Origin of the sequence: Enterobacter sp. MGH 24 (assembly GCF_000493015.1) — a bacterium.
Taxonomy (GTDB): Bacteria; Pseudomonadota; Gammaproteobacteria; order Enterobacterales; family Enterobacteriaceae; genus Enterobacter.
The window spans coordinates 583,834-610,831 of the sequence record NZ_KI535657.1 but is presented as its reverse complement, the minus strand read 5'-3'; the positions used below and the strand labels follow the sequence as shown (position 1 = coordinate 610,831).

The 26,998-nt window shown below is 56.0% G+C and carries 24 protein-coding genes, 1 tRNA gene and 1 pseudogene; 18 read left to right on the top strand and 8 right to left on the bottom strand.

The genetic code is table 11. The features are described from left to right. From L370_RS18865 to L370_RS23655, 7 genes and pseudogenes are all read left to right on the top strand, one after another. Window positions 1-1,497, top strand: coding sequence for a DUF3375 domain-containing protein (locus tag L370_RS18865; protein WP_023333374.1), 1,497 nt, complete (start codon window positions 1-3; stop codon window positions 1,495-1,497). Continuing rightward, a complete protein-coding gene (locus L370_RS18870) occupies window positions 1,488-2,252 on the top strand; it encodes a DUF4194 domain-containing protein (RefSeq protein ID WP_255344004.1) in 765 nt (254 codons plus the stop codon). Before L370_RS18865 ends, L370_RS18870 begins: the two co-directional genes overlap by 10 nt. Further along, window positions 2,249-2,452: pseudogene (locus L370_RS23790) on the top strand (ATP-binding protein); the annotation flags it as partial. The gene L370_RS18870 and the pseudogene L370_RS23790, both read left to right, overlap by 4 nt. Before the next feature lie 1,737 nt (window positions 2,453-4,189). Beyond that, complete coding sequence (locus L370_RS23785; protein WP_369796160.1) at window positions 4,190-5,536, top strand: SbcC/MukB-like Walker B domain-containing protein; 1,347 nt, start codon at window positions 4,190-4,192, stop codon at window positions 5,534-5,536. A gap of 1 nt (window position 5,537) precedes the next feature. After that, window positions 5,538-6,680 carry a DUF3322 domain-containing protein gene (locus L370_RS18880; RefSeq protein WP_023333371.1) on the top strand — a complete coding sequence of 381 codons (1,143 nt, stop codon included), beginning with the start codon at window positions 5,538-5,540 and terminating at the stop codon, window positions 6,678-6,680. A gap of 334 nt (window positions 6,681-7,014) precedes the next feature. Then, window positions 7,015-8,157, top strand: a complete 1,143-nt coding sequence (locus tag L370_RS18885) for a Fic family protein (RefSeq protein ID WP_023333370.1) — start codon at window positions 7,015-7,017, stop codon at window positions 8,155-8,157. A 66-nt stretch (window positions 8,158-8,223) separates the two neighbouring features. Continuing rightward, on the top strand, window positions 8,224-8,322 hold the full coding sequence (locus L370_RS23655) for a helix-turn-helix domain-containing protein (protein ID WP_255344039.1): 99 nt from the start codon (window positions 8,224-8,226) through the stop codon (window positions 8,320-8,322). A 95-nt stretch (window positions 8,323-8,417) separates the two neighbouring features. Here the strand turns inward: L370_RS23655 and L370_RS18890 are convergent. Further along, window positions 8,418-8,493 (bottom strand) — tRNA-Phe (locus tag L370_RS18890). 95 nt (window positions 8,494-8,588) lie between these two features. Next, window positions 8,589-9,305 carry a DUF554 domain-containing protein gene (locus L370_RS18895; RefSeq protein WP_023309150.1) on the bottom strand — a complete coding sequence of 239 codons (717 nt, stop codon included), beginning with the start codon at window positions 9,303-9,305 and terminating at the stop codon, window positions 8,589-8,591. Between the two features lie 181 nt (window positions 9,306-9,486). Here L370_RS18895 and L370_RS18900 point away from each other — a divergent pair, with 181 nt between their 5' ends. Continuing rightward, window positions 9,487-11,622 carry an ornithine decarboxylase gene (locus L370_RS18900; RefSeq protein WP_023333369.1) on the top strand — a complete coding sequence of 712 codons (2,136 nt, stop codon included), beginning with the start codon at window positions 9,487-9,489 and terminating at the stop codon, window positions 11,620-11,622. A gap of 88 nt (window positions 11,623-11,710) precedes the next feature. On the opposite strand, the gene L370_RS18905 is transcribed toward L370_RS18900, so the two are convergent. Next, window positions 11,711-12,403, bottom strand: a complete 693-nt coding sequence (locus tag L370_RS18905) for a response regulator (RefSeq protein ID WP_023333368.1) — start codon at window positions 12,401-12,403, stop codon at window positions 11,711-11,713. Further along, window positions 12,393-14,018 (bottom strand): ATP-binding protein, encoded by a 1,626-nt coding sequence (locus L370_RS18910; protein ID WP_023333367.1) that lies wholly within the window; start codon window positions 14,016-14,018, stop codon window positions 12,393-12,395. The genes L370_RS18905 and L370_RS18910 overlap by 11 nt, the downstream gene beginning before the upstream one ends. Window positions 14,019-14,363: 345 nt before the next feature. On the opposite strand from L370_RS18910, the gene L370_RS18915 reads away from it, so the two are divergent. The 8 genes from L370_RS18915 to citG are packed head-to-tail and all read left to right on the top strand — an operon-like array spanning window position 14,364 to window position 21,675. Then, window positions 14,364-15,725 (top strand): 2-hydroxycarboxylate transporter family protein, encoded by a 1,362-nt coding sequence (locus tag L370_RS18915; protein WP_023333366.1) that lies wholly within the window; start codon window positions 14,364-14,366, stop codon window positions 15,723-15,725. A 17-nt stretch (window positions 15,726-15,742) separates the two neighbouring features. After that, window positions 15,743-16,606 (top strand): fumarylacetoacetate hydrolase family protein, encoded by an 864-nt coding sequence (locus L370_RS18920; RefSeq protein ID WP_023333365.1) that lies wholly within the window; start codon window positions 15,743-15,745, stop codon window positions 16,604-16,606. Between the two features lie 13 nt (window positions 16,607-16,619). After that, entirely contained in the window at window positions 16,620-17,642 is a 1,023-nt protein-coding gene (citC, locus tag L370_RS18925; RefSeq protein WP_023333364.1) for a [citrate (pro-3S)-lyase] ligase, read from the top strand. A 16-nt stretch (window positions 17,643-17,658) separates the two neighbouring features. Beyond that, entirely contained in the window at window positions 17,659-17,952 is a 294-nt protein-coding gene (gene citD / locus L370_RS18930) for a citrate lyase acyl carrier protein (RefSeq protein WP_023333363.1), read from the top strand. Next, complete coding sequence (gene citE / locus L370_RS18935) at window positions 17,949-18,824, top strand: citrate (pro-3S)-lyase subunit beta (protein ID WP_023333362.1); 876 nt, start codon at window positions 17,949-17,951, stop codon at window positions 18,822-18,824. The genes citD and citE overlap by 4 nt, the downstream gene beginning before the upstream one ends. Before the next feature lie 10 nt (window positions 18,825-18,834). Further along, window positions 18,835-20,358 (top strand): citrate lyase subunit alpha, encoded by a 1,524-nt coding sequence (citF, locus tag L370_RS18940; RefSeq protein ID WP_023333361.1) that lies wholly within the window; start codon window positions 18,835-18,837, stop codon window positions 20,356-20,358. Then, a complete protein-coding gene (citX, locus tag L370_RS18945) occupies window positions 20,355-20,894 on the top strand; it encodes a citrate lyase holo-[acyl-carrier protein] synthase (protein ID WP_023333360.1) in 540 nt (179 codons plus the stop codon). The genes citF and citX overlap by 4 nt, the downstream gene beginning before the upstream one ends. Next, on the top strand, window positions 20,872-21,675 hold the full coding sequence (gene citG, locus L370_RS18950) for a triphosphoribosyl-dephospho-CoA synthase CitG (protein ID WP_023333359.1): 804 nt from the start codon (window positions 20,872-20,874) through the stop codon (window positions 21,673-21,675). Before citX ends, citG begins: the two co-directional genes overlap by 23 nt. Window positions 21,676-21,754: 79 nt before the next feature. On the opposite strand, the gene L370_RS18955 is transcribed toward citG, so the two are convergent. The 4 genes from L370_RS18955 to mutY form a co-directional block, all read right to left on the bottom strand. Further along, entirely contained in the window at window positions 21,755-23,011 is a 1,257-nt protein-coding gene (locus L370_RS18955) for a nucleoside permease (protein ID WP_023333358.1), read from the bottom strand. Window positions 23,012-23,236: 225 nt separating this feature from the next. Then, on the bottom strand, window positions 23,237-24,313 hold the full coding sequence (gene mltC, locus L370_RS18960) for a membrane-bound lytic murein transglycosylase MltC (RefSeq protein WP_032660036.1): 1,077 nt from the start codon (window positions 24,311-24,313) through the stop codon (window positions 23,237-23,239). A gap of 124 nt (window positions 24,314-24,437) precedes the next feature. Beyond that, window positions 24,438-24,710 carry an oxidative damage protection protein gene (locus tag L370_RS18965; RefSeq protein WP_003862425.1) on the bottom strand — a complete coding sequence of 91 codons (273 nt, stop codon included), beginning with the start codon at window positions 24,708-24,710 and terminating at the stop codon, window positions 24,438-24,440. Window positions 24,711-24,736: 26 nt separating this feature from the next. After that, the gene (gene mutY / locus L370_RS18970; protein ID WP_023333356.1) at window positions 24,737-25,789 is read right to left on the bottom strand and encodes an A/G-specific adenine glycosylase; all 1,053 of its coding nucleotides are present in this window, start codon (window positions 25,787-25,789) and stop codon (window positions 24,737-24,739) included. A gap of 144 nt (window positions 25,790-25,933) precedes the next feature. On the opposite strand from mutY, the gene trmB reads away from it, so the two are divergent. Further along, on the top strand, window positions 25,934-26,653 hold the full coding sequence (gene trmB / locus L370_RS18975; protein ID WP_023333355.1) for a tRNA (guanosine(46)-N7)-methyltransferase TrmB: 720 nt from the start codon (window positions 25,934-25,936) through the stop codon (window positions 26,651-26,653). Beyond that, entirely contained in the window at window positions 26,653-26,979 is a 327-nt protein-coding gene (locus L370_RS18980; RefSeq protein WP_023333354.1) for a YggL family protein, read from the top strand. Before trmB ends, L370_RS18980 begins: the two co-directional genes overlap by 1 nt. Window positions 26,980-26,998: the final 19 nt, after the last annotated feature.

The window sequence follows — 26,998 nt, the reverse complement described above, 5'->3', positions numbered from 1 at the left end:
ATGGAAGAAAACACAAGGCAGCGTACGGAAAAATATATCTCAGCAAAAAATCAGCATCCAGCCTGGATACTTCTTGCCACCCGCCGCGCCCCGCTGGTATTGAGTTGCCTGAAAACGCTGTTTGAAAAATCACATGATGGTATCCCCCTTGAGGAGGCGATTCATTCTCTTACAGGCATTCTTGTTGAGCACGCGAGTCAGGAACAGTATGACATTAACCAGGACAATCCCTCTCTTCAGGCCAGCCGTGAACTCCGAGAATGGATTAAACGCCGTTTAATTGTCGAACGGGATGACCGTGTCTTTGCTACCGATGCGCTTGAGGTCGCGATTACGTTTGTTGAGTCCCTGGATAATCGCTTTATGACTTCTACGGCTTCTCGTTTATCCACCGTACAGCGAGAAATTGAAAACCTGGAAACCCGGCTTAATCCTAATCCGGCAAACCGGGTTTCAACCTTGCGTCGCCGTATTGCCGAATTGGAACGTGAATTACAGGAGGCAGAGGCCGGGCATATTAAAGTGCTGGAAACGCATCAGGCGGTTGAACATATTCGAGAGGTCTTTAATTTAGCTTCCAGCCTGAGGGCTGACTTCCGTCGCGTTGAAGACTCCTGGCGCGAGGCCGACCGCGCGCTTCGGCAATCCATTATTGGTGAGCAATATCATCGCGGCGATATCGTAGAACGTCTGCTCAACGATCAGGACGCGCTGCTTAATACTCCCGAAGGAAGAGTCTTCGACAGTTTTCAGCAGCAACTCCGTCAATCTTCTGAACTTAAGGCGATGAGTGAGCGGCTACGTGTGATCCTTAGCCATCCGTCCGCTTCCGATGCGCTTAACCATCTACAGCGTCATGATTTACGCTGGCTGGTTAAACGCCTGGTCGATGAATCGCAAACCGTACTCCAGGCTCGCGCCCGAAGCGAGCGCGATGTCCGTGGTTTTATGAAAACCGGGCTTGCTGCTGAACATCACCGCGTTGGTCATCTACTTAACGAATTTCTAAACCAGGCGCTGAAACTTGAATGGCAGCGCCAGATCGTTCGCAAACAAGAGGTTCCGCTTCCTGCTGTTGGCTTAGCGGTAACGGGCGTCCCTGCGATTGAACGTTTGCGTCTTAAAGAAGTGGATGATGAAGCGGAACAAACGTTGGATCTCAGTAATAATGCGGCGGATTTAACTCAGATTGGCGATGATTTCTGGGATGCTTTCAACGGCCTAGATCGTGAGGCGTTGATTCAGCAGACGTTGCAGCTTCTGGCAAAAGAAAATCGCCCCGTTGGTCTGGCTGAACTGGCGGCGCTGTTGCCACCGGTTCACGATCTCGAAACATTCGCCGTCTGGATTGGCATGGCGAGAGAAGCGGGTATTGAGGTTATGGATTCACATCGCGAATTTGCTGAGCTTAGTGATGGGGAGGGTCGTCGCTGGCGATTTAATCTGCCTACTACCGGTCTGGAAAGTCAGGCATTAATGGATATTGATTGGGAGTAACAGTCATGGCGGGCTTTTTTGACAAACTAATTAACCGGAGCGTTGCTGCAAATGCAGACAGCGAGCCAGAAACATCGGACGAAGAAGTTACCGATGAGTCGGTTGAAGAAAGTGCAGTCACTAGCGAAATGCGAACGCTGAAAAAAATACGCGAAGCGACTCAGGAATTGCTCAAATACGGCCTGCTGGAAGAGGTCAGTAAACCTAATCTGTATCGCGTTGTACTGACCCATCCTGAAGAAGTGACTCGCATTCTGGAACCTCTCGATCTGGATATTGGCATTGATGAGATCCGCGGTCTGCTGTATGTCAAAGTCAGGCTCGACGAAACGCCGGAGCAGGATGAATGGTCTCACCCTCTGGTGAGACGACAGCGACTTAACCTTGAACAGTCGTTGCTGGTTGCCATATTGCGCCAGCATTTTGTTGCCTGGGAGCAAGAAAGTGGAACTGGAGCCAGCCAGGCGCAGATTGCTATCGACGATCTCCTCCCTCAGCTCCAGATTTACCTTGGCGATCCGGGGAGTGAATCAAAAGAGCGCACCCGGCTACTTACTTTGCTGGATCAATTAAAGGGCCATGGGCTGGTCACATCGCCAGATGCGCATGAGCGGATCGTGATTCGTCCTATTATTGCTCATCTGGCGGACCCGATGAATCTTCAGGCATTACTCGCATGGCTACGGGAACAAATTGCCCAGCAAACCTCTCCAGATGATTCGTCAGAAAAGGAAAATAGTGAGGAGGACGTATGAATCAAATAGCGCGCCTGTCTGGAAAGGAATCTTTTATTCTCACCCGTATTGAGTTGTTCAACTGGGGCGGTTTTCATGGATTGCATCAGGCAGCAATCAATCAGGAAGGTACCGCCGTTATTGGCCCAACCGGGAGTGGAAAAACGACGCTGGTCGATGCCTTGATGACGCTACTCTGCGCCAATCCCCGCTACAATCTGGCCTCAACAGGCGGCCATGAAAGCGACAGGGATCTTATCTCTTATGTGCGCGGCGTATCCGGACCCGGCGATGGCGGTGAGGGGCAATCGCATATTGCCAGACCGGGAAAAACCGTGACCGGCATTGCCGCTACGCTGGAGCGTGAAGGGCAGCAGGTCCGTCTGGGGGCGCTTCTATGGTTTGATTCCACCAGTTCCAGCGTGACGGATATGAAAAGGCTTTGGCTGTTCAGCGATAACCCCGGGCAGACGCTGGAGCACTGGCTGAACGTTTATCATGATGGTGGCACACGATTGCTCCGGCAAATGGAAAAAGAAGCGACCGGGATCTGGACATATCCGAATAAAAAGCAGTATCTGGCGCGCCTGCGGGACTTTTTCGAAGTGGGGGAAAACGCGTTTACGCTGTTAAACCGGGCGGCAGGGTTAAAACAGCTAAACAGCATCGATGAGATTTTTCGCGAGCTGGTGTTGGACGATCGCTCCGCCTTCGATCGCGCAACGGAAGTGGCCAATAGTTTTGATGGTCTGACAGAAATCCATCAGGAGCTGGAAACGGCGCGCAAACAGCAGCAGTCCTTGCAACCTGTCGCCCTGAGTTGGGATAAGTACCAGAAGCAAGAGCGACAGCTTGCTGACAGGCAGGCGCTGGAATCGCTGTTACCCATCTGGTTTGCACAACAGGCAAGTCAGCTGTGGCGTGAAAAGGTCAGCCATCTTGAAGTCGAGCTTGGTGAGGCACAGACTCGCGAAGAACAGATCCAATCGCAGCTTGAGCTGCAAAAAAAGGTGGTCGCTGATTGCATGCAGCTTTATTACCAGGCTGGTGGCGCCAATATTGACGATCTGAATGAGCGCATCAAGGACTGGCAAAAAACGCTCGGCAGTCGGGAGGCTCTGGCGCGCCAGTATCAACAACTGACCCATAATCTTGGATTGCCGACTGACCTGAGTCAGCCGCAGCTGGAGGCGAATCAGCATCAAGCCGAGGCCCGATGTAAACAGCTTGCCAATGATATAAAGCTGAAGCAAGAAGAGACGTATCAAAAGGGCGCACTCAGCCATAACATCACCGTTGAACTGCGTGAACGGGAAACTGAACGCGCCGAAATCGCGCGTCGTCCGGACTCTAACCTTCCCGCACATTATCAGGCGTTTCGTAGCGAGCTGGCAAAAGCGCTGAATGTTGATGAATCTGAACTACCTTTCATCGCGGAACTGATTCAGGTTAAACCGGAAGAGGCGCAATGGCGCGGCGCGATTGAGCGCGCAGTCGGGAGCAACAGGCTGCGTATTCTTGTTTCGCCAGAATCAGCGCCGGAAGCGCTGCGCTGGGTAAATCAGCGCAACAATCGTCTGAATGTGCGGCTACTGGAGGTCAAATTAACACACGCTCCCGTCCGGTTTTTTGACGATGGCTTTACCCGCAAGCTGTTGTGGAAAGATCATCCTTGGCGAGACGTTGTCAAAGCATTGCTGGCAGAAAACGACAGGCATTGTGTTGACAGCCCCGAACAGCTGCGTGACACACCTCATGCCATGACGGTTCAGGGGTTAATGTCTGGGAAACAGCGTTTTTATGACAAGCAGGATCAGAAACGCCTTGATGAAGACTGGTTGACAGGATTCGATAACCGCGATCGCCTGAACTTCCTTGCCAAAGAAATTGCCGTGCTCCAGGAGCGGGTTAAAGCTGCAAACGAGGCATTTGAGTTTGCGAAAGGCGAAGTGGGGCTTTTGCAAAATCAGGCCGTTTTATTACAGAAAATACAACAAATTGATTACGATAGCATCGATGTTCCCGGCGCAAAGAGCCAACTGGATGCGCTTAAGGCGCGGCTCGATAATCTGATCCGCCCGGATTCTGACGCCAGCGTAGCGAAAGCAAAACTTGATGCGGCTCAAACGGTTGAATCTGAACTTGATAAGCAGCTTAGAGCCGCTAATAAAGTCACTAACGGGCTGGATACTGAGCTCACCTCAGCCCGAACCGCAGAACGTAAGGCTCAGCAAACCGCGCAACAAGGTATGCAGGATGAAGAGCGAGAATTGTGCGCGTCACATTTTCCAGCGGTGACTTTGGAGCAACTGCCTGACATTCGCGATCTGGAACGGCAACATGAGCGGGGAATTCAGCAAGAAATTGAGGGTATTAAAGGTGAACTGCATCGACTGAATATTGAGTTGACCAAACGTATGTCAGAAGCCAAACGTGTGGATACCGGGGCGCTCGTTGAGGCCGGGGCTGATTTGGATGATATTCCTGTCTATTTACAGCGTTTGCAAGAACTAACCGAAGAAGCCCTGCCGGAAAAGCTCAACCGTTTCCTTGATTACCTGAACCGTTCATCTGATGACGGCGTTACGCAACTGCTCAGCCATATTGAGCATGAAGTACTGGTGATTGAAGCGCGACTCAGCGAACTCAATGAAACCATGTTCAGGGTCGATTTTCAGCCAGGTCGCTACCTGCGTCTGGATACCAAGAAAGTTGTCCATGAAAGCCTGCGCACGCTTGAAAAAGCGCAGCGTCAGCTAACTGCCGCCCGGTTTGTTGATGACAACGGCGAGAGCCATTATAAGGCTTTGCAGGTGCTGGTGGTGCAGCTGCGGGATGCCTGTGAACGAAACCGTACCCTGGGGGCGAAGGCGCTGCTCGATCCCCGTTTTCGTCTGGAGTTCGCCGTATCGGTGATGGATCGCCAGAGCAAAAGCGTGATTGAGTCGCGTACTGGCTCGCAGGGCGGTAGCGGTGGAGAAAAAGAGATTATCGCGTCTTACGTGCTGACCGCATCACTTAGCTACGCGCTATGCCCTGCGGGAAGTCGTTATCCGCTTTTCGGCACCATTGTCCTTGATGAAGCATTCTCCCGCAGCTCTCATGCCGTAGCGGGCAGGATTATTGCCGCGCTTAGAGAATTTGGGCTACATGCAGTATTTATCACGCCCAATAAGGAAATGCGCCTGCTGCGAGACCATACCCGTTCGGCGATTGTCGTCCACCGGCGTGGCCAGAATTCAAATATGGCTTCGCTGAGCTGGGAGGAGCTTGAACAACACTCCCAGCGACGGGGGAATGCGTAGAATGTATTCTCCTTATGAGTTGAGTAAAAAGCTTGCCCGGCAATGGGATAACGCAAAGCTACGGGCAGAGCGCTTACTTCCACCCGGTAACTGGCCGCTCTGTCTGCCCATTGGCAAACCTTCCGCGAAAATATTTGCAGAGCAGCCCCAGCGAGTTTTACAACACGTGCAGTTATGGCGGCAAGTCGCGGTTGGGCGTGTGGACTGGGAAGAGGTCAGCTACCGGGCGAGCGACGGAGCGGTATCCATGCCGTTGCGCTGGATCCTGAATGGCCCTTCTGACTGGATTAGCGCCGCAGCGGATCTGGCGGTGAGCCGGGAATTTCGTTTGCTGGAGGGAATTATTGAGCAGGTTAACCCCCTCTTTCATCCGCTGTTGGTCAGCCATCGTTCGCTCTGGCGGCACAAAGATCCGCAGGACATTGTCAGCGCCGCCAGGCTGGCCTGCCGATTAGAACCGGGTTGCGCAAGTGGGCTGCCGCTTAGGCTGCTTTCAGGGCTGGGGGTAGATACTAAATTTATCGAGAAAAATAATTCGTTATTAACCCGGCTGTTGGATGTACGTTTTTCCGGCGAAGCCAGCGAGCAGGGGTTAACCACCTTTCTCGATGCTTTTGATGAGGCCAGCCACTGGGTTTTGGTTGCACCGCTATCACCCGGTTTGCTTCCTTTTAATAAATGTCGGGTGACGACGGCGGAACTGGCAGAAACGATATTGCCTGCATCCCGTGTGCTGGTGATTGAAAATGAACAGTGTCTGCATCAACTTCCCGCGTTATCTGACACCATCGCGATTTTAGGGTGCGGTCTTGACGTGCAATGGCTATCAAGTTCTGTGCTGGATGAAAAACGGATTGCCTATTGGGGTGACATGGATAGTTGGGGGCTATTGATGCTGGCGAGAGCCAGGCGCTGTCGTCCGACGCTTGATGTTCTGCTCATGAATCGTGAGTTGTTTGAGCAATATGCCAACCAAAGCGCCGTTCCTGAACCGGTAAAAGTGCAGCAAGCAATACCTGATGGCTTGCTTAATGAAGAGGCCGATTTTTATCGCTACTTAACTGACTTACCGCGTGGTCGTCTGGAGCAGGAATTTTTGCCTGCGGGGATAGTTGAAGAGGCGCTGTGCAGGTGGGGGAAATAGGGTTAAAGAGTTCGTGCTGGCTGCTACGGAAAACCAGCTTTGAAATAGACTATGGCTTCGTTATGGGTGGCGTTAGGTCCACACGTAACGGCCTGAGGTTCACATACAGTTGATGGAACTCCACATATAACGGTCCTAAACAATCCATACTGCATTATGCAGACAAAGCCCCATCGCCTTCACATTGAACATCTCACAAACTTACATTTGATATGTTGGAACAACATTTTTTGAGATAATAAGAAACAGTGATATTGCTAATTTATAGATTCTATTATTATTTTCCCTATAATTTTGAGATATCGTCATGCACCAGTTGAGATAATTAAATATCATGGCTCAATTTAATCACTTTGAACTCTCGTTGCTGAATCCCAGCTTTGATTCCCCTTTGGTTGACGCGCTGACGGAGCTGGAGTTACTTCGGCATCTGCGGCTGGAAACCAATGTTCACCCTATCCTGTTTGCGCAGCTGAAGGCGGTTTTTCACATGCTGGAGAGTCTTGGCTCTGCAAGGATTGAGGGAAACCACACCACGCTTGCAGACTATGTTGAAAGCAAGGTTGAAGGAACGCAGAGTTCGACTGATCAGCTCAAAGAAATCAACAATATTGAAGCCGCGATGGAGTTTATCGACGAATACTTGAGCAATGGCGATGACATAACGGAATATTTCATCCGCGAGTTGCATAGTCTGGCGGTCGCCGGGCTGCAACAGGAAGGCGACAGAACGCCCGGTGCATATCGGCAACATAACGTCAGCATTGCTCAGTCTGACCATTTACCACCGGACCATATTCGTGTTGCTGATTATATGGCGGAACTGACCGCCTTTATTAACCGTGCCGATAAGCCAAAGTACGATCTGATGAAGATTGCACTGGTGCATCACCGCTTTGGCTGGATACACCCCTTTGGCAACGGTAATGGCAGAACGGTCAGATTGCTGACCTATGCGTTGCTTATCAAGTATGGTTTTAATGTTCAGGCGGGTGGTCGAGTTCTCAATCCGACAGCGGTATTCTGTAACGATCGTGAACGCTATTACGCCATGCTTTCGTTAGCTGATAAGGGAACAGAGCAGGGGTTGGAAGAATGGTGCTTATATGTGCTTTCGGGGATCTCTTCTGAGCTGAAGAAAGTTGATCAACTGACAAGCCACGCTTTTCTGAGTGAAAAAATCCTGTATCCGGCTATCGATTTTTCGTCGGAGAGAGGACTGATAAATCCGCTGGAATCGAAGGTTCTGAAACGTGCCGTTGAGCTGGGGACGATAAAAGCGGGCGACCTACGCGCTGTTTTGCCCGATCTGAAACCGACGCAGGTGACTTATCAGCTTGGTAAGCTGATTGAGCGAGGGTTACTTCAGCCAGTAGAAGAGGGGGCCCGTTCCTATACGGCGAAATTTTCTAATTCGTATCTGATTCGTGGGGTGATTAAGGTTCTGCGGGAGGAAGGGTTTATTCCTGATTTATAAGCTTAGAAGTGGTTAATTTTACGGTAGAAAATGATAATGGCATCATCATATATTCTTGTTAGATGAATTAGGAATATTTCTGCCGTTTCCCGCAACTCAGGGCTGGCAAACGCGCTTACCTGTCGCTGGCCCAAAGGTGAAAGGCTGACCGCCGAAGCGCTATAAGCACCGCGTTGTCTAAGAACAAAAAGGGGAAGCATTGAAGAACTGGACTAGCGCAAAAGCAAAAACCCGCCACGAGGGCGGGTTTTCTGAAGAAGTGGTGCCCGGACTCGGAATCGAACCAAGGACACGGGGATTTTCAATCCCCTGCTCTACCGACTGAGCTATCCGGGCAACGGGGCGCATTAAACCCGATCTGCCCCCTGCCGTCAACGAAAAATGTTGTTTTCGTTACAGACTGCGCAATCTCTCACCATTTCGCCGCATCCTTAAGCAAAAAAGTGCGTCCAGAGCGCGGAGAGCGGCATGGCGAGCAGCAGTGCGGGCAGCATGTTCACCACGGCAAACATCTTGATCCCGCAAATGCGCAGCCCGGTAGCCAGCAGCAGCAGGCCGCCGACGGCGGTAAAGTCTGCCATCATTGCCGGCGTGGTGAGCGGGAGAATCAACGTGGCGCAGGTGGCAAGCGCCAGCTGAATAAGCAGCATCGGCACGGAAATCGCGGCAACGGCAACACCGAGCGTGGTGGCAAAAATAGTGGCCGTAAAGAAATCAAGAAACGCCTTCGCAATCAAAATGCTTGGGTCGCCCGTCATTCCCTCCTGCATTGAACCGAAAATCCCGGTGCCGCTGGCGCAAAACAGAATAATGATGGCGACATAGTTTTGAATAAACGACTCGTGCGTGCCGTGTTTCGCTTTGCCGCCCGGTCGGGCAATCAGGTTTTTGGCTTTACTCACCGCGCTGTTAATGCCTTTTTCCAGATAGCAGAACTCGCCAATCAGCGCGCCGAGCAGGGTGGCCAGCACCATCACCGGCAGGTTGGCGCATTTGATCACTAAAAGAATACCGATCCCTAACGATGCCAGGCCGAATATGGAAGGCATGGAGGTGCGAATACGCTCCGGCAACCGCTGGCTCAGCACGGCGCCGAGTACGCCGCCCAGCAATACGGCGCCTGCGTTAATAAATGGCCCGATAACCAAAGTTAACTCCTGTTATTTAATCATTGATATTGCATTATTATGGCACGTCAGGGCTGCGCGGGCCTTAGCTTTGGGTGGTTTCGTGCATACTGATTCCTTCTTGCACCTCAAAATAAAAGGTGACATTATTGCGCGAATTTTCTCCTCCCTGTCTCACCGCTCGGTGAGGGTAACTGCGCCTATGAAAACCATGAAAATTGCCGTCAGCCGCGAGCTGGCCTCCACCGTGTCTACGCACCGCGAAAAGGTGACGCTGGACAGCACTGATTTTACCGATGTGGCGGCCGTGGTCATCACAACAGCGGAAAGTCGCAGCGGCATTCTTGCACTGCTGAAACGCACGGGCTTTCAGCTACCGGTGTTTATTTTCTCGCAGGAGCCAACGGACGTTCCTGACGGCGCCACCGCGGTTATCTCGGGTAAAGCTCAGGAGTTTCTGGAACTGGAGAGCGCTGCCAGCCGTTACGAAGAGAACCTGCTGCCGCCCTTTTTTGACACCCTGAGCCAGTATGTGGAGATGGGCAACAGCACTTTCGCCTGTCCGGGCCACCAACACGGGGCGTTTTTTAAAAAACACCCGGCAGGGCGACAGTTCTATGATTTCTTCGGTGAGAACGTGTTTCGCGCCGACATGTGCAATGCCGACGTGAAGCTGGGCGATCTGCTGATCCACGAAGGGTCCGCCAAGCACGCGCAAAAGTTCGCGGCGAAAGTGTTCAACGCGGATAAAACCTACTTCGTGCTGAATGGCACGTCGGCGGCCAACAAGGTGGTCACCAACGCGCTGCTGACCCGCGGCGACCTGGTACTGTTCGACCGCAATAACCATAAATCGAACCACCACGGGGCGCTGATCCAGGCGGGCGCCACGCCGGTTTATCTTGAGGCCGCGCGTAACCCGTTTGGCTTCATTGGCGGGATTGACGAGCACTGCTTTGACGATGGGTATCTGCGGGAGCTGATCCGCGAGGCGGCGCCGGAGAAGGCCGACGAGGCGCGTCCGTTCCGCCTGGCGATCATTCAGCTTGGCACCTACGACGGGACGATCTACAACGCCCGTCAGGTGATCGACAAGATCGGCCACCTTTGCGACTACATCCTCTTTGACTCCGCCTGGGTGGGCTACGAGCAGTTTATTCCGATGATGGCGGAAACGTCCCCGCTGTTGCTGGAGCTGAACGAGAACGATCCTGGGATTTTCGTGACCCAGTCGGTGCACAAACAGCAGGCCGGGTTCTCGCAAACGTCGCAGATCCATAAAAAGGATAACCACATCCGCGGTCAGGCGCGTTTTTGCCCGCACAAGCGTCTTAACAATGCGTTTATGCTGCATGCCTCCACCAGCCCGTTTTATCCGCTGTTCGCGGCGCTGGATGTCAATGCGAAAATCCACGAAGGGGAAAGCGGGCGCAGGCTGTGGGCCGAGTGTGTGGAGCTGGGCATTGAGGCGCGCAAGGCCATCATCGCCAACTGCCATATGATCAAACCGTTTATCCCACCGGTGGTGGGGGGGCGGCCGTGGCAGGATCATCCGACGCGCGCCATTGCCAGCGAGCTGCGCTTCTTCAGCTTCGAGCCGGGGGCCAAATGGCACGGGTTTGAGGGCTATGCCCGTGAGCAGTACTTTGTCGACCCGTGCAAGCTCCTGCTGACCACGCCGGGTATCGATGCCGAAACCGGGGAGTACACGGATTTCGGGATCCCGGCGACGATTCTGGCGCACTACCTGCGCGAAAACGGCATCGTGCCGGAGAAATGCGACCTTAACTCGATCCTGTTCCTGCTGACGCCTGCCGAAAGCAGCGAGAAGCTGGCGCAGCTGGTGGCGATGCTGGGGCAGTTTGAACAGCATATTGAAGACGACACGCCGCTGGCGGACGTGCTGCCGACGATCTTCCAGAAATACCCGGTGCGCTACCGGGATTACACCCTTCGTCAGCTGTGCCAGGAGATGCACGATCTCTACGTCAGCTTTGACGTGAAGGATCTGCAGAAGGCGATGTTCCGCAAGCAGAGCCTGCCTGAGGTGGTAATGAACCCGCAGGATGCCAACCGGGCCTATATTCGTGGAGAAGTGGAGCTGGTTCGCATTCGGGATGCCGCAGGACGCATTGCTGCTGAAGGGGCGCTGCCCTATCCTCCTGGCGTGCTGTGCGTGGTGCCGGGTGAAGTCTGGGGCGGGGCGGTACAGCGTTATTTCCTGGCGCTGGAGGAGGGCGTCAACCTGCTGCCGGGCTTCTCGCCGGAGCTGCAGGGGGTTTACAGCGAGAAGGATGCCGACGGGATTAAGCGGCTGTATGGGTATGTTTTAAAGTAGACCCTCTCTCGAACGTAGGCCGGGTAAGCGTTAGCGCCACCCGGCGATGTGCCCGGTGGCGCAAGCTTACCGGGCCTACAATACTGCATCAGGCTTCTGCGCGGCGGTACATCCTCCTCGGATGCCCAATCTTGCCGTACAGCATCTCCACCGTCAGAAAACCCACCTCCACGCAGTGTTCCAGGTAGCGCCGGGTGGTGGTTTTGCTTAATCCCGTTTCGCTCACCACCTCATCCACGGTAAAGCAGTGCGTTGCCTTGTCGTTGAACAGCGTCTGCACCCGCGCCAGCGTATTTTCCTCAATGCCTTTGCTGCCGTTGTCCAGGCGATAGTTTTTCGCCTGGAGCTGATACAGCGAATCCACGTTCTGCTGGTCGACAATCTTCCAGACCCGCTGCTGTTCGGCAAACTGCACGAACCGCTCCAGCGACTGGCTGAGCCGCTTCCAGGAGACGGGTTTAAGGATGTAGTCGAACGCGCCATTGCGAATCGCCTGGCTGCAGGTGTCCATATCGCTGGCGGCAGTAATGAAAATCACCGAGCAGTTGGCGCGGGCCAGCATGGGGTTATTGATAAGCGAGATACCTTTGCCGTCCGGCAGATAGTTATCCAGCAGCACCAGCTGGGGCTGTTTGCTTTCAAGCTCTGCCTGGGCCGCAGCCAGCGACGAGGCAATGCCCACCAGCCTCAGACGCGGATGTTTGCCTATCAGCTCCGCGTGCAGTTGCGCCAGTTCGTTCTCGTCTTCAACAATCAGTACGTCAATAAGTTCATGTTGCATAGTCGGTGTCTTCCAGTTGCCGGGCGGTTCCCGTAGCCGGGATAAACAAGGAGAAAATGGCGCCGCGCGGGGTATTATCGGCAACTTCTATCGCGCCGCCAGCCTGTGTGACATAGCTTTCGATCAGATACAGACCAATCCCATGATCGCCGCGCGTTTTGGTGGTGATGCCGCGTTCAAAGATCCGGTCACGGATCGCCGGTGTAATGCCAACGCCCTGGTCGGCCACTTCAATAATCAGCTCCTGTTCGCTGAGTTTGATCAGCACCTCCACCGGCGCATGGGGAAGCGGCGATCGCTGGGTCGCTTCGATGGCGTTATCCAGCAGGTTGCCAATAATTGAAATCAGCTCCTGCTCCCCAAGGGGCAGGAACGGTTTGTCCAGCCGACAGGCCGGGTCGAAGCACAGCTCGACGCCTTTCTCCCGCGCGCGGGCGGCTTTCCCCAGCAGCAGGCCGCACAGGGTCGGGGAACTGAAGCGCGAAGAGATAAAGTCCAGCAGCTCCTGGGCATGCTCCGACTGCGCCTGAATGTAGCCGATGGCCTCCTCATAGCGGCCCATATGCAGCAGGCCGGAGAGGGTCGTCATCCGGTTCAACTGCTCATGACGCATAATGCGCAGGTTATCGACATAGCGTTTGACCTGGCTAAGCTGGGCGCTCAGCGAGTCGATCTCGTTGCGATCGCGGAAGGTGATCACCCAGCCCTGCAGCGACCCCTCAAGCATGATGTGCACCCGGCTGGCAATCACCGTCAGATCGTTAAAACGGCAAATCTCGTCATGGGTATCTTTCGCCAGCATCGTCTGCGTGTCGAAGAACGGGACCGGATCGATCACCTGGCTTATCAGCTGTCCGCGCAGCTCACGGGCCGGCTGGCTCAGACCCAGCAGCTTGCGCGCCGCCTGGTTGATGACTTCAATCCGCCTTTGAGCGTCAATGGCAATCACGCCTTCATAAATAGACTCCATCATCGCCTTCTGCTGGCGCACCAGCAGGCCGATCTCGCGCGGCTCAAGGGAGAAGATCTGCTTCTTGATGCTGCGGGTAAAGAACCAGGAGAAGATAAAGAGGGCGATCAGCAGCAGCACGGCGGCAATCAGGATATTGACCACTTTACTGACGGTAATGGTATCAAGGTAGCTGGTGAGATAGCCTACCGAAACAATGCCGACCACCTGTCCGGCGGCGTTAAAGATGGGGGCTTTACTGCGCAGCGAAATGCCCAGCCCGCCTTTGCGGATGGTGGTGATGCTTTTACCCTGCAAAACGGCTTCATTGTCTCCGCCCACCAGGGTAGTGCCCACTCGGTCGGCAAAGACGGAGTGAAAAAGATGCTGCCCTTTATTATCACCAATCACAATAAAGCTGGCGTCGCTGTGCGCGGACATCTTCTGCATAAAATCATGGATGGCGGAGATATTTTTTTGTTCAACTTCATTACGCAATGTCGGAATAAGCGCAATCTCTTCAGCCTGTATTTTGGCTCGCGTACTCATTTCCTGATAAAGCTGTTTCCCGACGTCGGCATAATAATATCCGCCCAGTAGCGCAAAAAGCACTGAGAAAAAGGCAACCAGCGAAATAAACAGCTTGATCTGGAAAGAGACTTTCATAACTATCACGCGAGGTAGCAGCAAAGATGGCCAATATATCATCTTTTTTCGCGCGGACGCCCGCTTTGCCGAAAACTTGTGATCCCTTGCACAGCAGGCGCTGTAAAAGAGTTATCCTGAAGGCTAACGTGCTTCGGGCTGCGCGAACAAATGTTATTTGATTGTTCGATTCGGAAAAGAAACCATAAAAACCACGATAATAAATAAGGTATAAATCACATTAAATAAAAGAAACCATTAAAACCATAGCTGCCATTAAAACTTCGCTTTTAATATGCCATTCCTCACATAAAGTAAGCCTTTGTGACTCTAAGCTGAACGCACAAAATAACCAAGGGGCTTATTATGAGCACAACTGACGATTCTTTCTCTGTTACCCACGACCCGATTGAAATTCAGCGACCTTCGCTCAAAGAGCGCTGGTGGCATATTATGGATACCTGGAAAATTGGGATTATTCCTCTGCCGCTGTTCGTTCTGGCGGGCGCGCTGATTGCGATTGATTGCCTGGGTGGAAAACTGCCGAGCGACATCGTGGTGATGGTCGCCACGCTGGCCTTCTTCGGCTTTGCCTGCGGCGAGTTTGGCAAACGCCTGCCGATTGTCGGCAAGCTCGGCGCGGCGGCGATTTGCGCCACCTTTATCCCATCCGCGCTGGTCTACTATGGCCTGCTGCCGGACGTGGTGGTCGAGTCCACCACCAAGTTCTACAAATCCACCAACATTCTCTATCTCTACATCTGCTGCATTATCGTTGGCAGCATCATGAGCATGAACCGCACGGTGCTGATCCAGGGCTTCCTGCGCATCTTCTTCCCGATGCTGTGCGGTGAAATCGTCGGCATGCTGGTGGGAATGGGCGTCGGCCTGGCGCTGGGTCTTGAGCCGTTCCAGATCTTCTTCTTTATCATTCTGCCGATTATGGCGGGCGGCGTCGGGGAAGGGGCAATCCCGCTTTCCATCGGCTATGCCACCCTGCTGCACATGGATCAGGGCGTGGCGCTCGGTCGCGTGCTGCCGATGGTCATGCTCGGCGGCCTGACGGCAATCATCATCTCCGGCTGCCTGAACCAGCTTGGTAAACGTTACCCGCACCTGACCGGTGAAGGCCAGCTGATGCCTAACCGCGCGAATGCCGATGCCACCGTCTCTCAGCCTGCATTTTCCGGCAAAGCGGACGTCACCACTATCGCCTCTGGCGCGCTGCTGGCGGTGCTGCTCTACATGCTGGGCATGCTCGGCCACAAGCTGATTGGCCTGCCTGCTCCGGTCGGCATGCTGTTTATGGCGGTGCTGGTGAAGCTCTGCAACGGTGCCTCTCCGCGTCTGCTGGAAGGTTCTCAGGTGGTGTACAAATTCTTCCAGACCTCCGTGACCTACCCAATCCTCTTCGCCGTCGGCGTGGCCATCACCCCGTGGCATGAACTGGTGGCGGCGTTCACCGTCAGCAACCTGCTGGTGATTGTCAGCACCGTTTCTGCACTGGTGGCGACCGGCTTCTTCGTCGGCAAAAAGATTGGTATGCACCCGATTGATGTCGCCATCGTCTCCTGCTGCCAGAGCGGGCAGGGCGGTACCGGCGACGTGGCGATCCTGACCGCAGGCAACCGCATGAGCCTGATGCCGTTCGCCCAGATTGCTACCCGTATCGGCGGGGCGATTAACGTCTCTATCTCACTGCTGATTCTGGGCAACTTCCTCGTTTAAGTTTTCAGGAAAGAACAATGAAACTCGCAAGCTTTTTATACCAGGGAAAACGCAGCTACGGCATCGTCCAGGCCGACGGCGTGATTGACTTAGGCCGCCGTCTCGGCGACCGCTACGGCGACCTCAAGGCGCTGCTGCAGGGCAACGGGCTGGCGCTGGCCACCCGCTACCTGAACGACGCCGTGGACGTGCCGCTGAGCGCCATCACCTTCTTACCGGTGATTGTGCAGCCGGAAAAAATCCTCTGCGTGGGCATGAACTACGCCGACAAGCGCAAGGAGTTTGACCAGCATAACCCGGCCCCGACGCTGTTTGTCCGCTTCCCGGATTCACAGACCGGCCACAACGAGCCGGTGCTGAAGCCGCGCCACTCCAGCGAATTTGACTATGAAGGCGAGCTGGCGGTGATCATCGGCAAAGGCGGGGAGAACATCAGCCGCGACGACGCCCTGCGCCACGTGGCGGGCTACAGCTGCTACATGGACGGCTCCGCCCGCGACTGGCAGCACACCTGGTTTACCGCCGGTAAAAACTGGCGTCAGACCGGCGCGTTTGGCCCGTGGATGGCGACGGCCGATGAGATCCCGGACCCGCACCAGCTGGCAATCCGCACCTGGCTGAATGGCCGCATGGTGCAGGAGGACAACACCAGCAGCATGATCCACAAGGTTGCGGAGCTGATCGAGTACATCAGCACCTTCACCCGCCTCAGCCCGGGGGATGTGATCATCACCGGCTCCCCGGGCGGCGTGGGTAAAAAGCGTAACCCGCCGCTGTTTATGAAAGAGGGGGATCGCATTGAGGTGGAGATCGAGCATATCGGTCATCTGAGCAACGTGATCGTGGAAGCGCCAGCCGTCGGGCTTGCGGCAGCACATTAAGTAAGGCGGCAGCATGCAATCGCAACCCATCGATTTTCGCCACACCCTCGTGGCGAAACACCCGGAACGCTTAAGCCAGATCCGTTACCTGCTGGCAGACAGCGGCCTTGGCCTGGACAACGACATCACGCTGTTTGTCGAAGCCTGGTCCGGCCCGCAGCTGGTGGGTTGCGCAGGGCTTGCCGCCAACGTCATCAAATGCGTGGCGGTCAACGAGCAGCTTCGCGGCGAGAACCTCAGCGCCCGGCTGCTGGCTGAGGTGCAAAATGCGGCGCTGGAGCGCGGCCATTTTCACCTCTTCCTCTGCACCCGCCCGTGCAACCGGGAGCGCTTTGCCCGCAGCGGCTTCTGGCCGATTGCCCAGAGCGGGAACAACGCGGTGCTGATGGAGAACACCCCGCAGGGGATCGAGCGCTACTGCCGTTCGCTGCGCGCGACGCGCAAGTGCGGGGAGAACATTGGCGCGATAGTGATGAACGCCAATCCGTTCACCCTCGGCCACCGCCATCTGGTGGAGCAGGCGGCGGCGCAGTGCGACGCCCTGCATCTGTTTGTGGTGCGTGAAGACGCCTCGTTCTTCCCGTTCAGCGCGCGCCTCGAGATGGTGCGTGCGGGCGTGGCGCATCTGCCGAACGTGGTGGTGCATGAAGGCTCGCAGTACATCATCTCCCGCGCCACCTTCCCGGCCTACTTCCTGAAGGAGACCGGCAAAGTGCAGCAGGCGTGGAGCGAGATCGACGTGCTGATCTTCCGGGACTATATCGCCCCGGCGCTGGGCATCACGCACCGCTTCATCGGCTCGGAGCCGTTCTGCGACATCACGCGGCAGTACAACCAGACGCTGCACGACCTGCTGGCCTCGCACATCGACGTGGTGGAGATGCCGCGCATCAAGGCCACCGGCAACGCCATATCAGCGTCGGAAGTGCGCCGTTTACTCAAGACACAGCAGTTTTCCCGGATCCGGGAGATCGTCCCGGACTCCACCTTCGCGCATCTCGAAGCACATTACCGTGCGAGTGCGGAAGTCGCTTAACTACCAGGAATTTATCATGAAAATTGTAAGGGAGGCGCTGGCCGGAACGCAGGAGTCCAGCGACCTGATGGTGAAAATCGCCCCCGCTCACGGCGAGCTGGAGATAGTCATCCACAGTGAAGTGATTAAGCAGTTTGGCGAGCAAATTCGCCAGGTGGTCAACGACACATTGCGCGCCATGAACGTGCACCAGGGACTTATCATTATTGAAGACAAAGGGGCGCTGGACTGTGTGATCCGCGCTCGCCTGCAAAGCGCGCTGATGCGTGCCGCCGATGATCAGGCCATCAACTGGGGGGCGCTGAAATGAGCAAACTCCGCCGCAGTATGCTGTTCTTGCCGGGCGCCAACGCCGCCATGCTCTCAACCGCGTTTATCTACCGCCCGGACTCCATCATGTTTGACCTTGAAGACGCCGTTGCCCTGCGCGAGAAAGACACCGCGCGCATGCTGGTGTTCCACGCGCTGCAGCACCCGATGTATCAGGATATCGAAACCGTGGTGCGTATTAACCCGCTGAGCACGCCGTTTGGCCTGCTGGATCTGGAGGCCTCCGTGCGGGCCGGCGTGGACGTGATTCGTCTGCCGAAAACCGACACTCCGGACGATATCTACGAGCTGGAAGGCCACCTCGAGCGTATCGAGCAGGAGTGCGGCCGCGAGGTCGGCTCCACCCGCGTAATGGCGGCGATTGAATCGGCCATTGGCGTGATCAACGCCGTGGCGATTGCCCGCAGCTCTGTGCGCCTCATCGGCATCGCGCTGGCCGCCTTTGACTACGTGATGGACATGCAGACCGAGCGCGGCGACGGCACCGAGCTGTTCTACGCCCGCTGCGCCGTGCTGCACGCCGCACGCGCCGCGGGCATCGATGCCTTCGACGTGGTGTGGTCAGACGTTAACGACGAGGCCGGGTTCCTGCGCGAGGTCGATCTGATCCGCAAGATGGGCTTTAACGGCAAATCGCTGATTAACCCGCGCCAGATTGACCTGCTGCACAACGCCTACGCCCCGACGCAGGAAGAGGTGGATCACGCCAAAAGGGTGATTGAGGCGGCAGAAGAGGGCGAGCGTAACGGCCTGGGCGTGGTGTCGCTCAACGGCAAAATGGTGGATGCACCGATTATTAACCACGCGCAGGTGGTGCTGGAGCGCGCGGCGGCCTCCGGCGTGCGTCGGTAAGGATGAGATAATGAATCAGACTGAACTTCTTCACGTGAATTTTCCCCATCTGCGGGACTTAAAACCGTTTGATACCGCCCACAGCGCGACGCCGTGGCTGGCGGACAGCGACGCGAAGCACAGCCGCAAGCTCTGCGCCTCCCTTGAAGAGGCGGTTAAGCGCTGCGGCCTGCAGGACGGCATGACCATCTCCTTCCACCACGCGTTCCGCGAAGGCGACCGGGTGATCAACACCGTCGTGGCGCTGCTGGCGCGAATGGGCTTCAAAAACCTGACGCTGGCCTCCAGCTCGCTGATGACCTGCAACGACGCGCTGATCGAGCATATTGAAAGCGGCGTCATCACCCGGATTTATACCTCCGGTATGCGAGGCAGGCTGGCGGACGCCATCTCCCACGGGCTGATGGACGAGCCGGTGCAAATTCACTCCCACGGCGGGCGCGTGAAGCTGCTCCAGGACGGCGAGCTGAATATCGACGTGGCGTTTCTCGGCGTGCCGTGCAGCGATGAGTTTGGCAACGCCAACGGCACGCACGGTAAATCGTGCTGCGGCTCGCTCGGCTACGCGATGGTGGACGCGCACTTTGCCCGCAAGGTGGTACTGCTGACGGAAGAACTGGTGCCGTTCCCCAATATGCCCGCCAGCCTGGTGCAGGACCAGGTGGACTACATCGTGCAGGTGGAGAGCGTGGGCGACCCGGCGAAAATCAGCGTCGGCGCGGCGCGCGTCACCAGCAACCCGCGCGAGCTGATGATCGCCCGCTATGCGGCGGACGTCATTGAACACTCCGGCTACTTCAAACCGGGCTTCTCGATGCAGACCGGCTCCGGCGCGGCTGCGACCGCCTGCACGCGCTTTATGGAAGAGAAGATGGAGCGCAGCGGCGTGAAGGCGCGCTTTGCGCTTGGCGGCATCACCGGCAGCCTGGTGGATCTGCACGAGAAGGGGCTGATCGAAAAGCTGCTCGACACCCAGTGCTTTGACGGCCAGGCGGCGGCTTCGCTGGCGCGCAACCCGAACCACGTGGAGATTTCCACTAACGTCTACGCCAACCCCGGCAGCAAGGCGGCAAGCTGCGACCAGCTCGACGTGGTGATCCTCAGCGCGCTGGAAATCGACGTCGATTTCAACGTCAACGTTATCACCGGATCCGATGGGGTGATGCGCGGCGCGTCCGGCGGGCACTGCGACGTGGCCGCCGCGGCGAACCTGACCATTGTGGTCGCGCCGCTGCTGCGAAGCCGTATTCCGACGGTCGTGAAGCGGGTGACCACGCGCCTCACGCCGGGCGAGAGCATCGACGTGCTGGTCACCGACCACGGCATTGCGGTCAATCCGGCGCGCCCGGAGATCCGCGAACGACTGATGGAAGCAGGACTGAAGGTTGTAGACATTAGCGCGCTTTACGAGCGGGCGATTTCCCTGACCGGCGTACCGAAACCGATTGAATTTACCGACAAAATCGTCGGGGTGATCCGCTACCGCGACGGCAGCGTGATCGACACCGTGCGACAGGTGAAGGAGGAAGTATGACTTTAGCGACACCCGTGCGGGCGGGTGTCAGCCTGGACGAACTGCTGGCGGCGAAAGATCGCCGCGCAGCGCGCCAGGCTGACATGCTTGAGCACTATCAACAGTCGGTGATTTCCCTCACGCTGGTCACGCCGGGGGAAATCAAAGACAGCCTGCGCTATCGCAATACCATGGGCGTGGCGCTGCAAATGTGCGACCAGCTGCTGTGGGAGAACCGCTGGCAGGTGCTGGACCGCCAGGTGCTGTGGCTCCCGACCGGGCCGGAAGCCCTGTGGTGCGTGGCCCATCCGGCGGCGGAAATCAAAGCGCACTGTACGGATCTGGAGCAGACGCACCCGCTCGGCAGGCTGTGGGATCTGGACGTGATCTGCCCTCAGCATGGCCACGTCGGGCGTCAGTCGCTGGGGGCGAATCTCAGGCGCTGCCTGATCTGCGACGCGCCCGCTCACGCCTGTTCCCGTTCGCGCAATCACCCCGCTGAGCAGGTGGTTTCCCGCGTGGAGAAGACGATCGATGACTGGTTTGCTCGCGACTAAGCCGCGCCCGGTTGACGTGCCTGCACTTGCCGAAGCGGCGCTGTGGCAGGAGCTGGAGCTGACGCCCAAGCCGGGGCTGGTGGACAAGCTCAATAACGGTTCCCATCGCGATATGGACCACGCGCTGTTCGTCCGCAGCATTGCGGCGATCACGCCGTGGTTTTCGCGTTTTGCCGAGCTGGGCAGCGCGCATGCGGATAAACCCGCTGACGCACAGCTTCGGATTATCCGCCCGATGGGGATGGCCTGCGAGCAGGCGATGTACGCCGCGACGAACGGAGTGAACACCCACAAGGGCGGGATTTTTGCCCTGGGTTTACTGTGCTTCGCCGCCGGACGTGTGAAGAATATCTCCGCAGACAGCCTCTGCTGTGAGGTGAGTAACATCTGCCGCGGGCTGGTGTCGCGTGAGCTGGCCGCCCGCAGCGGGCAGAAAACGGCGGGCGAGCGGCAGTTTCAGCAGTATGGCTTAACCGGCGCGCGCGGTGAGGCGGAAAGCGGTTTTGCGACGGCGCGTAGGGCGCTGGCGCAGTGGAACGGACGGTCGCTTCACGGCCTGCTGTTGCGCCTGATGGCGGTTAATCAGGACAGCAATCTCGTTTCGCGCGGCGGCATTGATGGGCTGCGCTACGTTCAGGGCTACGCGCGGGAATTACTGGCTAACGGCTGGGACCGCGAGGCGTTGCTTAAGATGGATAAGGCATTGATTGAACGAAACCTGAGCCCGGGCGGCAGCGCGGATTTGCTGTCGGTGGGGTGGGTGCTCTCTGCAATAAAATAGCCGGGTGGCGGCTTCGCCTTACCCGGCCTACGGTCTGGTTTTGTAGGCCCGGTAAGCGCAGCGCCACCGGGCACAACAATCAATGCGCTATTGGCTGCGCACCGTGTGGTTCACGCACGTGCTTGTACTTGAACAGCGCGATGAACGCGAAGAACAGCACCAGCGAGTACGCCGCGAAGATCAGCCATACAGGCTGCCAGTTGGTGATGCCGTTGGTGGTGTACATCTCAACCACCTTCCCGCTCACCACGCCGCCCAGAATACAGCCGAAGCCGTTGGTCATCATCAGGAACATACCCTGTGCGCTGGCGCGGATTTCAGGCTTCACCTCTTTTTCCACAAACACCGAACCGGAGATGTTGAAGAAGTCGAAGGCGCAGCCGTAAACGATCATCGACAGCACCAGCAGCACGGTGCCGAACGCGCTCGGGTCACCGTAGGCGAACAGGCCGAAGCGCAACATCCACGCGGCGATACTGATCAGCATGACGTTTTTGATGCCGTAGCGGCTCAGGAAGAACGGAATGGTCAGGATGAACAGCGTCTCAGAGATCTGAGAGATGGACATCATCACCGACGCGTGCTCGACGATAAAGCTTCCGGCGAACAGCGGGTTGTTGTCGAAGCTGTGCAGGAAGGTGTTGCCGAACATGTTGGTGATCTGCAGCTCTGCGCCCAGCAGCATGGAGAAGATAAAGAAGATCGCCATGCGCTTGTTTTTGAACAGCGCGAACGCGTCCAGGCCGAGCATGGTACTCCAGCTCTGGTTTTTCTGCTGGTTAGAAACCGGAATGGTTGGCAGCGTCAGGGTGAAGATCGCCAGCACCACGGAGAGCGCTGCACCGATATAGAGCTGCATATGGCTCAGTTCGAAGCCTGCGAAGCTCACGCCCCACATCGCCATGATAAAGCCGATGGTGCCCCAGATACGGATTGGCGGGAAATCGGTCACGATATCCATATCCGCGGATTTCAGACGGTAGTAGGAGATGGTGTTGATCAGGCCAAGCGTTGGCATATAGGCCAGCGAGTTAAGCAGGATCACCATGAACATCGCCCCCGGCGTGTTCACCTGGGCCGCCATAAACAGCGTCCCCGCACCCACCAGATGGCAAAGCATGTACAGCCATTTCGCACTCAACCATTTATCCGCCACGATGCCCAGCAGCGTTGGCATGAAGACAGCCGCAATACCGAGCGAACTGTATACGGCACCGATTGACGCTCCGTCGAACTTGAGCGTTACAAACATATAGGAGCCGAGTGTAGTCAGCCAGCTACCCCACAGGCAGAACTGCAGAAACGACAATATTTTAAGCTGCAGCTTAAGGTTCATGTTACTTTCCTCACAAGTGAGCGGGAGATATGTTGTTATAGGAACATTCAGGGTTGTTATTTGATGCAATTCTATCAGTTGGCAACGATATGTTTTGTTACCTCCCGCAAAAAAATGCAATCCACATTAATTTGCAGTTTGGATTGTGATGCAAATAACATTTTCGTATGGGTGTTCAATTTCCCTCTCCCTTTTGGGGAGAGGGTTAGGGTGAGGGGGCGTTTTTTAGCGACGACGGTAGTTCTTCTGCGCCGTATTCACCTTATACAGATAGCGGCGGGATTCCGCAGACGGGTGGCGGGTCGTGAGGGTTGAGTAGACATCCCCCGGTGCCATGCTGTTGATGATGTTCGCGGCCTGCACTTTGTCATTTGAGAAGACGCGCAGCACGCTGCCCGCGCCGCCGTTATAGGCGGTGATCACCGCATAGCGGCGCGACGTTGGGTTATCAATTCCGCCGAGGTAGACATTGTTCAGCATCGCCAGGTAGGCCGTGCCTGTATCAATGTTGCTCTGCGGATCGAACAGATAGCTGCGGCTCGGCGTGCCGGATTTCCCCTGCGCGCGGAAGACGTCTTTACCGGCGCTGTGCTGCACAACCTGCATCAGCCCCAGGGCGTCGGAACGGCTTACCGCATACGGGTTGAACGAGGATTCGGTCTGCATAATCGCCAGGATCAGCGACTCATCCACGCCGTACTTACGCGAGGCCTGACGCACCATCCCAATGTACTTATGCGCACGCTTGTCGAGGTGGTTCGGGACGAGGTTGATGGTGACGCTGTAGATAATCTTCAGGCCGTTAGAGCGGCTTTTCAGGCGCGTCTGCAGCAGGTAGTCGGCAAATTTCGTGGCGCGACCTTCCCAGCGGATCGGCTGACCGGTCTGATCGACAACCTGGCCGTACAGGAACGGCTCTTTCGAGATCGTGATATCGTCGGCATCGGAGTAGAGATCGATAGATCCCGGATCGTCACCCATCAGCAGGGTTTTGATAATCGCCTGACGGAGTCGTGCCGCAGGGTCTGTGCCTGCAATGGTCTCAATCGTGATCGTACCCTCATCAAAGTTGATGTGGCTACGGGTCTGATAGGCGTCGGTGTACTTAACGTAGTCCTTAGGTCCGGCAATAAGAACTTCGTTAAATCCCCATATATTCTCGATGTTGTGGGCAAACTGCCCCATCAAAATGTCAAAACCGTTGGTGTCCTTGATCCAGGCTTCGTTGTAATCTTCGCCTTTTTTTGACGAACACGAGACAAGCAACGGCGCAACAAGGGCTAGCGCTAAAAGTTTTTTCATCATTCCGGGAGTGCGTGTTGTGTTTGCTTAGTCGTTGCTATTGCCCGGCGGCGCTACGCTTGCACGGGCCTACGGTTTTGTAGGCCGGGTAAGCGCAGCGCCACCCGGCAACAGCCGCTCAATATTATTTTTCCGGTGGCGTATAGCCTTCGATGTGCACGTCTTTACCTTCGAACAGGAAGTTCACCATCTCCTGCTCCAGCAGCTTGCGGTGTTCCGGGTTCATCATGCTGAGTTTTTTCTCGTTGATCAGCATGGTCTGCTTTTTCTGCCACTGTCCCCAGGCTTCTTTGGAGATTTCATTGTAGATGCGTTTACCCAGGTCGCCCGGATAAAGCTGGAAATCCTGGCCTTCAGCGTCACGCTGCAGGAAAGTACAAAAAATCGTTCTGGCCATACTCATTCCTCTTTTTCTTGTCGATGCTAAACCATTGCACCGGCACGTAATTGCTGTAACAGGCGCTCCACGGGAGCCGCCAGTCCGACTGATGGCGGTTGCGCTAAGTTATACCAGAGAGCGGTGCCTTCATCCATGCACGAGGCAAATGACGACACGGGAAGCCACATGGGTACAATATCCAGGTGGAAATGGCTGAAGGTATGGCGAAACGCGGTCAGCTGCGTCAGGTTATCGGCAGCAATCCCGCGCTGTTTAAGCCATTCACGCAGCAAATCTTCATTTTCAAACTGTGGGAAGCAGTATAGACCACCCCACAGGCCGCTCGGCGGCCGCTGGGCAAGGAACACCTCGTCGCCGTGTTGCATCAGCAGCATATAGCCGGTCCGCTCCGGCAGCGTCTGTTTGGGTTTCTTACCGGGGTACTGCGCCCACGAATGGTTGGCATACGCCACGCAGAGATTATTCACCGGGCAGAGTTCGCATTTTGGTTTTGAGCGCGTGCAGACCATCGCGCCCAGATCCATCATCGCCTGGTTAAAACGCTCCACCCCTTTCGCCGGGGTGACCGCTTCGCTGATCTCCCAAAGGCGTTTTTCTACGTCTTTCTTACCCGGCCAGCCGTCGACGGCATAGCAGCGTGCCAGCACGCGCTTCACGTTGCCGTCGAGGATCGGGAAATGCTTCCCTAAAGACAGGGAGAGAATGGCGCCTGCGGTTGAACGTCCGACGCCGGGCAAGTCCGCCACCTCATCGAAGGTTTCCGGGAACTTCCCGTTGTGGCGCGTCGCGACCTGCTGTGCGGCCTTGTGAAGGTTACGCGCGCGGGCGTAATAGCCAAGACCGGTCCACAGGTGCAGGACCTCGTCCAGCGGGGCGTTGGCCAGATCGGTCACCGTCGGGAAGCGCGCCATAAAACGCTCGAAGTAAGGGATAACCGTGGCGACCTGCGTTTGTTGCAACATCACCTCGGAGAGCCATACTTTGTAAGGCGTTTTTTCAATTTGCCAGGGCAGGGTTTTACGCCCGTATTTGTCGTACCAGTCCAGCACCTGGGCTGAAAATTGAGAGGCTTGCATGGTCATCGATTCGCATAATCAGGGACGCAGATTGCAGCACAGCGTCAATCTGCTGTAAACCGGATCTTTCCCATGCTTGCATAGAAGCCTTAACTTTGGATAATGCCCGTTTCCCGAACATTCTCACAAGCAGACAACTCTTTTATGAAAAACGACGTCATTTCACCGGAATTTGATGAAAACGGTCGCCCGCTGCGCCGTATTCGCAGCTTTGTCCGCCGTCAGGGTCGCCTGACAAAAGGGCAGCAACATGCGCTGGACAACTACTGGCCGGTGATGGGCGTTGAGTTCAGCGAGCAGCCTCTGGACTTTACCGAACTGTTCGGCCGCGAAGCCCCCGTCACGCTGGAGATTGGGTTTGGTATGGGCACCTCGCTGGTGACCATGGCGAAAGCGCGACCGGAGCAGAACTTCCTCGGTATTGAAGTCCACTCCCCGGGCGTGGGTGCATGCCTGGCAACGGCCCATGAAGAGGGCGTTGAGAACCTGCGCGTGATGTGTCACGACGCGGTGGAAGTGCTGCATAAAATGATTCCTGACAATTCTTTAACCATGGTTCAGCTCTTTTTCCCTGACCCGTGGCACAAAGCACGTCATAATAAACGCCGTATCGTTCAGGCGCCGTTTGCCGAGCTGGTGAAAAGTAAGCTGAAGCTGGGCGGCGTCTTCCACATGGCGACCGACTGGGAACCGTATGCGGAACATATGCTGGAAGTGATGTCGTCGCTGGACGGGTATAAAAACCAGTCTGCAAGCAACGACTATGTACCGCGTCCGGAATCGCGTCCGGTAACGAAATTTGAACAGCGTGGCCATCGTCTTGGTCACGGTGTATGGGACTTAATGTTCGAGAGGGTGAAATAATGGCAAAGAATCGTAGCCGTCGTCTGCGTAAAAAGATGCACATCGAAGAATTCCAGGAAGTGGGCTTCTCCGTTGCCTGGCGTTTCCCGGAAGGCACCAGTGTAGAACAGATCGATCGGGACGTGGATGCGTTCATCAATGACGTGATCGAGCCAAACAAGCTGGCCTTCGACGGTAGCGGCTACCTGGCATGGGAAGGTCTGATCTGCACCCAGGAAGTGGGTAAATGCACCGAAGAACATCAGGCGCTGGTACGTAAATGGCTTGAGGACCACAAGCTGGAAGATGTCCGCGTCAGCGAACTTTTCGACGTTTGGTGGGACTAATAAAGCAAGTACGGGGCCA

What these genes read in the sequence shown, in the direction of transcription:
- L370_RS18865 (WP_023333374.1), top strand. Translation starts at nt 1, where the DNA reads ATGGAAGAAAACACAAGGCAGCGTACGGAAAAATATATCTCAGCAAAA.
- L370_RS18880 (WP_023333371.1), top strand. Translation starts at nt 5,538, where the DNA reads ATGTATTCTCCTTATGAGTTGAGTAAAAAGCTTGCCCGGCAATGGGAT.
- L370_RS18885 (WP_023333370.1), top strand. Translation starts at nt 7,015, where the DNA reads ATGGCTCAATTTAATCACTTTGAACTCTCGTTGCTGAATCCCAGCTTT.
- L370_RS18900 (WP_023333369.1), top strand. Translation starts at nt 9,487, where the DNA reads ATGAAAACCATGAAAATTGCCGTCAGCCGCGAGCTGGCCTCCACCGTG.
- L370_RS18905 (WP_023333368.1), bottom strand. Translation starts at nt 12,403, where the DNA reads ATGCAACATGAACTTATTGACGTACTGATTGTTGAAGACGAGAACGAA.
- L370_RS18910 (WP_023333367.1), bottom strand. Translation starts at nt 14,018, where the DNA reads ATGAAAGTCTCTTTCCAGATCAAGCTGTTTATTTCGCTGGTTGCCTTT.
- L370_RS18915 (WP_023333366.1), top strand. Translation starts at nt 14,364, where the DNA reads ATGAGCACAACTGACGATTCTTTCTCTGTTACCCACGACCCGATTGAA.
- L370_RS18920 (WP_023333365.1), top strand. Translation starts at nt 15,743, where the DNA reads ATGAAACTCGCAAGCTTTTTATACCAGGGAAAACGCAGCTACGGCATC.
- citC (WP_023333364.1), top strand. Translation starts at nt 16,620, where the DNA reads ATGCAATCGCAACCCATCGATTTTCGCCACACCCTCGTGGCGAAACAC.
- citD (WP_023333363.1), top strand. Translation starts at nt 17,659, where the DNA reads ATGAAAATTGTAAGGGAGGCGCTGGCCGGAACGCAGGAGTCCAGCGAC.
- citE (WP_023333362.1), top strand. Translation starts at nt 17,949, where the DNA reads ATGAGCAAACTCCGCCGCAGTATGCTGTTCTTGCCGGGCGCCAACGCC.
- citF (WP_023333361.1), top strand. Translation starts at nt 18,835, where the DNA reads ATGAATCAGACTGAACTTCTTCACGTGAATTTTCCCCATCTGCGGGAC.
- citX (WP_023333360.1), top strand. Translation starts at nt 20,355, where the DNA reads ATGACTTTAGCGACACCCGTGCGGGCGGGTGTCAGCCTGGACGAACTG.
- citG (WP_023333359.1), top strand. Translation starts at nt 20,872, where the DNA reads ATGACTGGTTTGCTCGCGACTAAGCCGCGCCCGGTTGACGTGCCTGCA.
- L370_RS18955 (WP_023333358.1), bottom strand. Translation starts at nt 23,011, where the DNA reads ATGAACCTTAAGCTGCAGCTTAAAATATTGTCGTTTCTGCAGTTCTGC.
- mltC (WP_032660036.1), bottom strand. Translation starts at nt 24,313, where the DNA reads ATGAAAAAACTTTTAGCGCTAGCCCTTGTTGCGCCGTTGCTTGTCTCG.
- L370_RS18965 (WP_003862425.1), bottom strand. Translation starts at nt 24,710, where the DNA reads ATGGCCAGAACGATTTTTTGTACTTTCCTGCAGCGTGACGCTGAAGGC.
- mutY (WP_023333356.1), bottom strand. Translation starts at nt 25,789, where the DNA reads ATGCAAGCCTCTCAATTTTCAGCCCAGGTGCTGGACTGGTACGACAAA.
- trmB (WP_023333355.1), top strand. Translation starts at nt 25,934, where the DNA reads ATGAAAAACGACGTCATTTCACCGGAATTTGATGAAAACGGTCGCCCG.
- L370_RS18980 (WP_023333354.1), top strand. Translation starts at nt 26,653, where the DNA reads ATGGCAAAGAATCGTAGCCGTCGTCTGCGTAAAAAGATGCACATCGAA.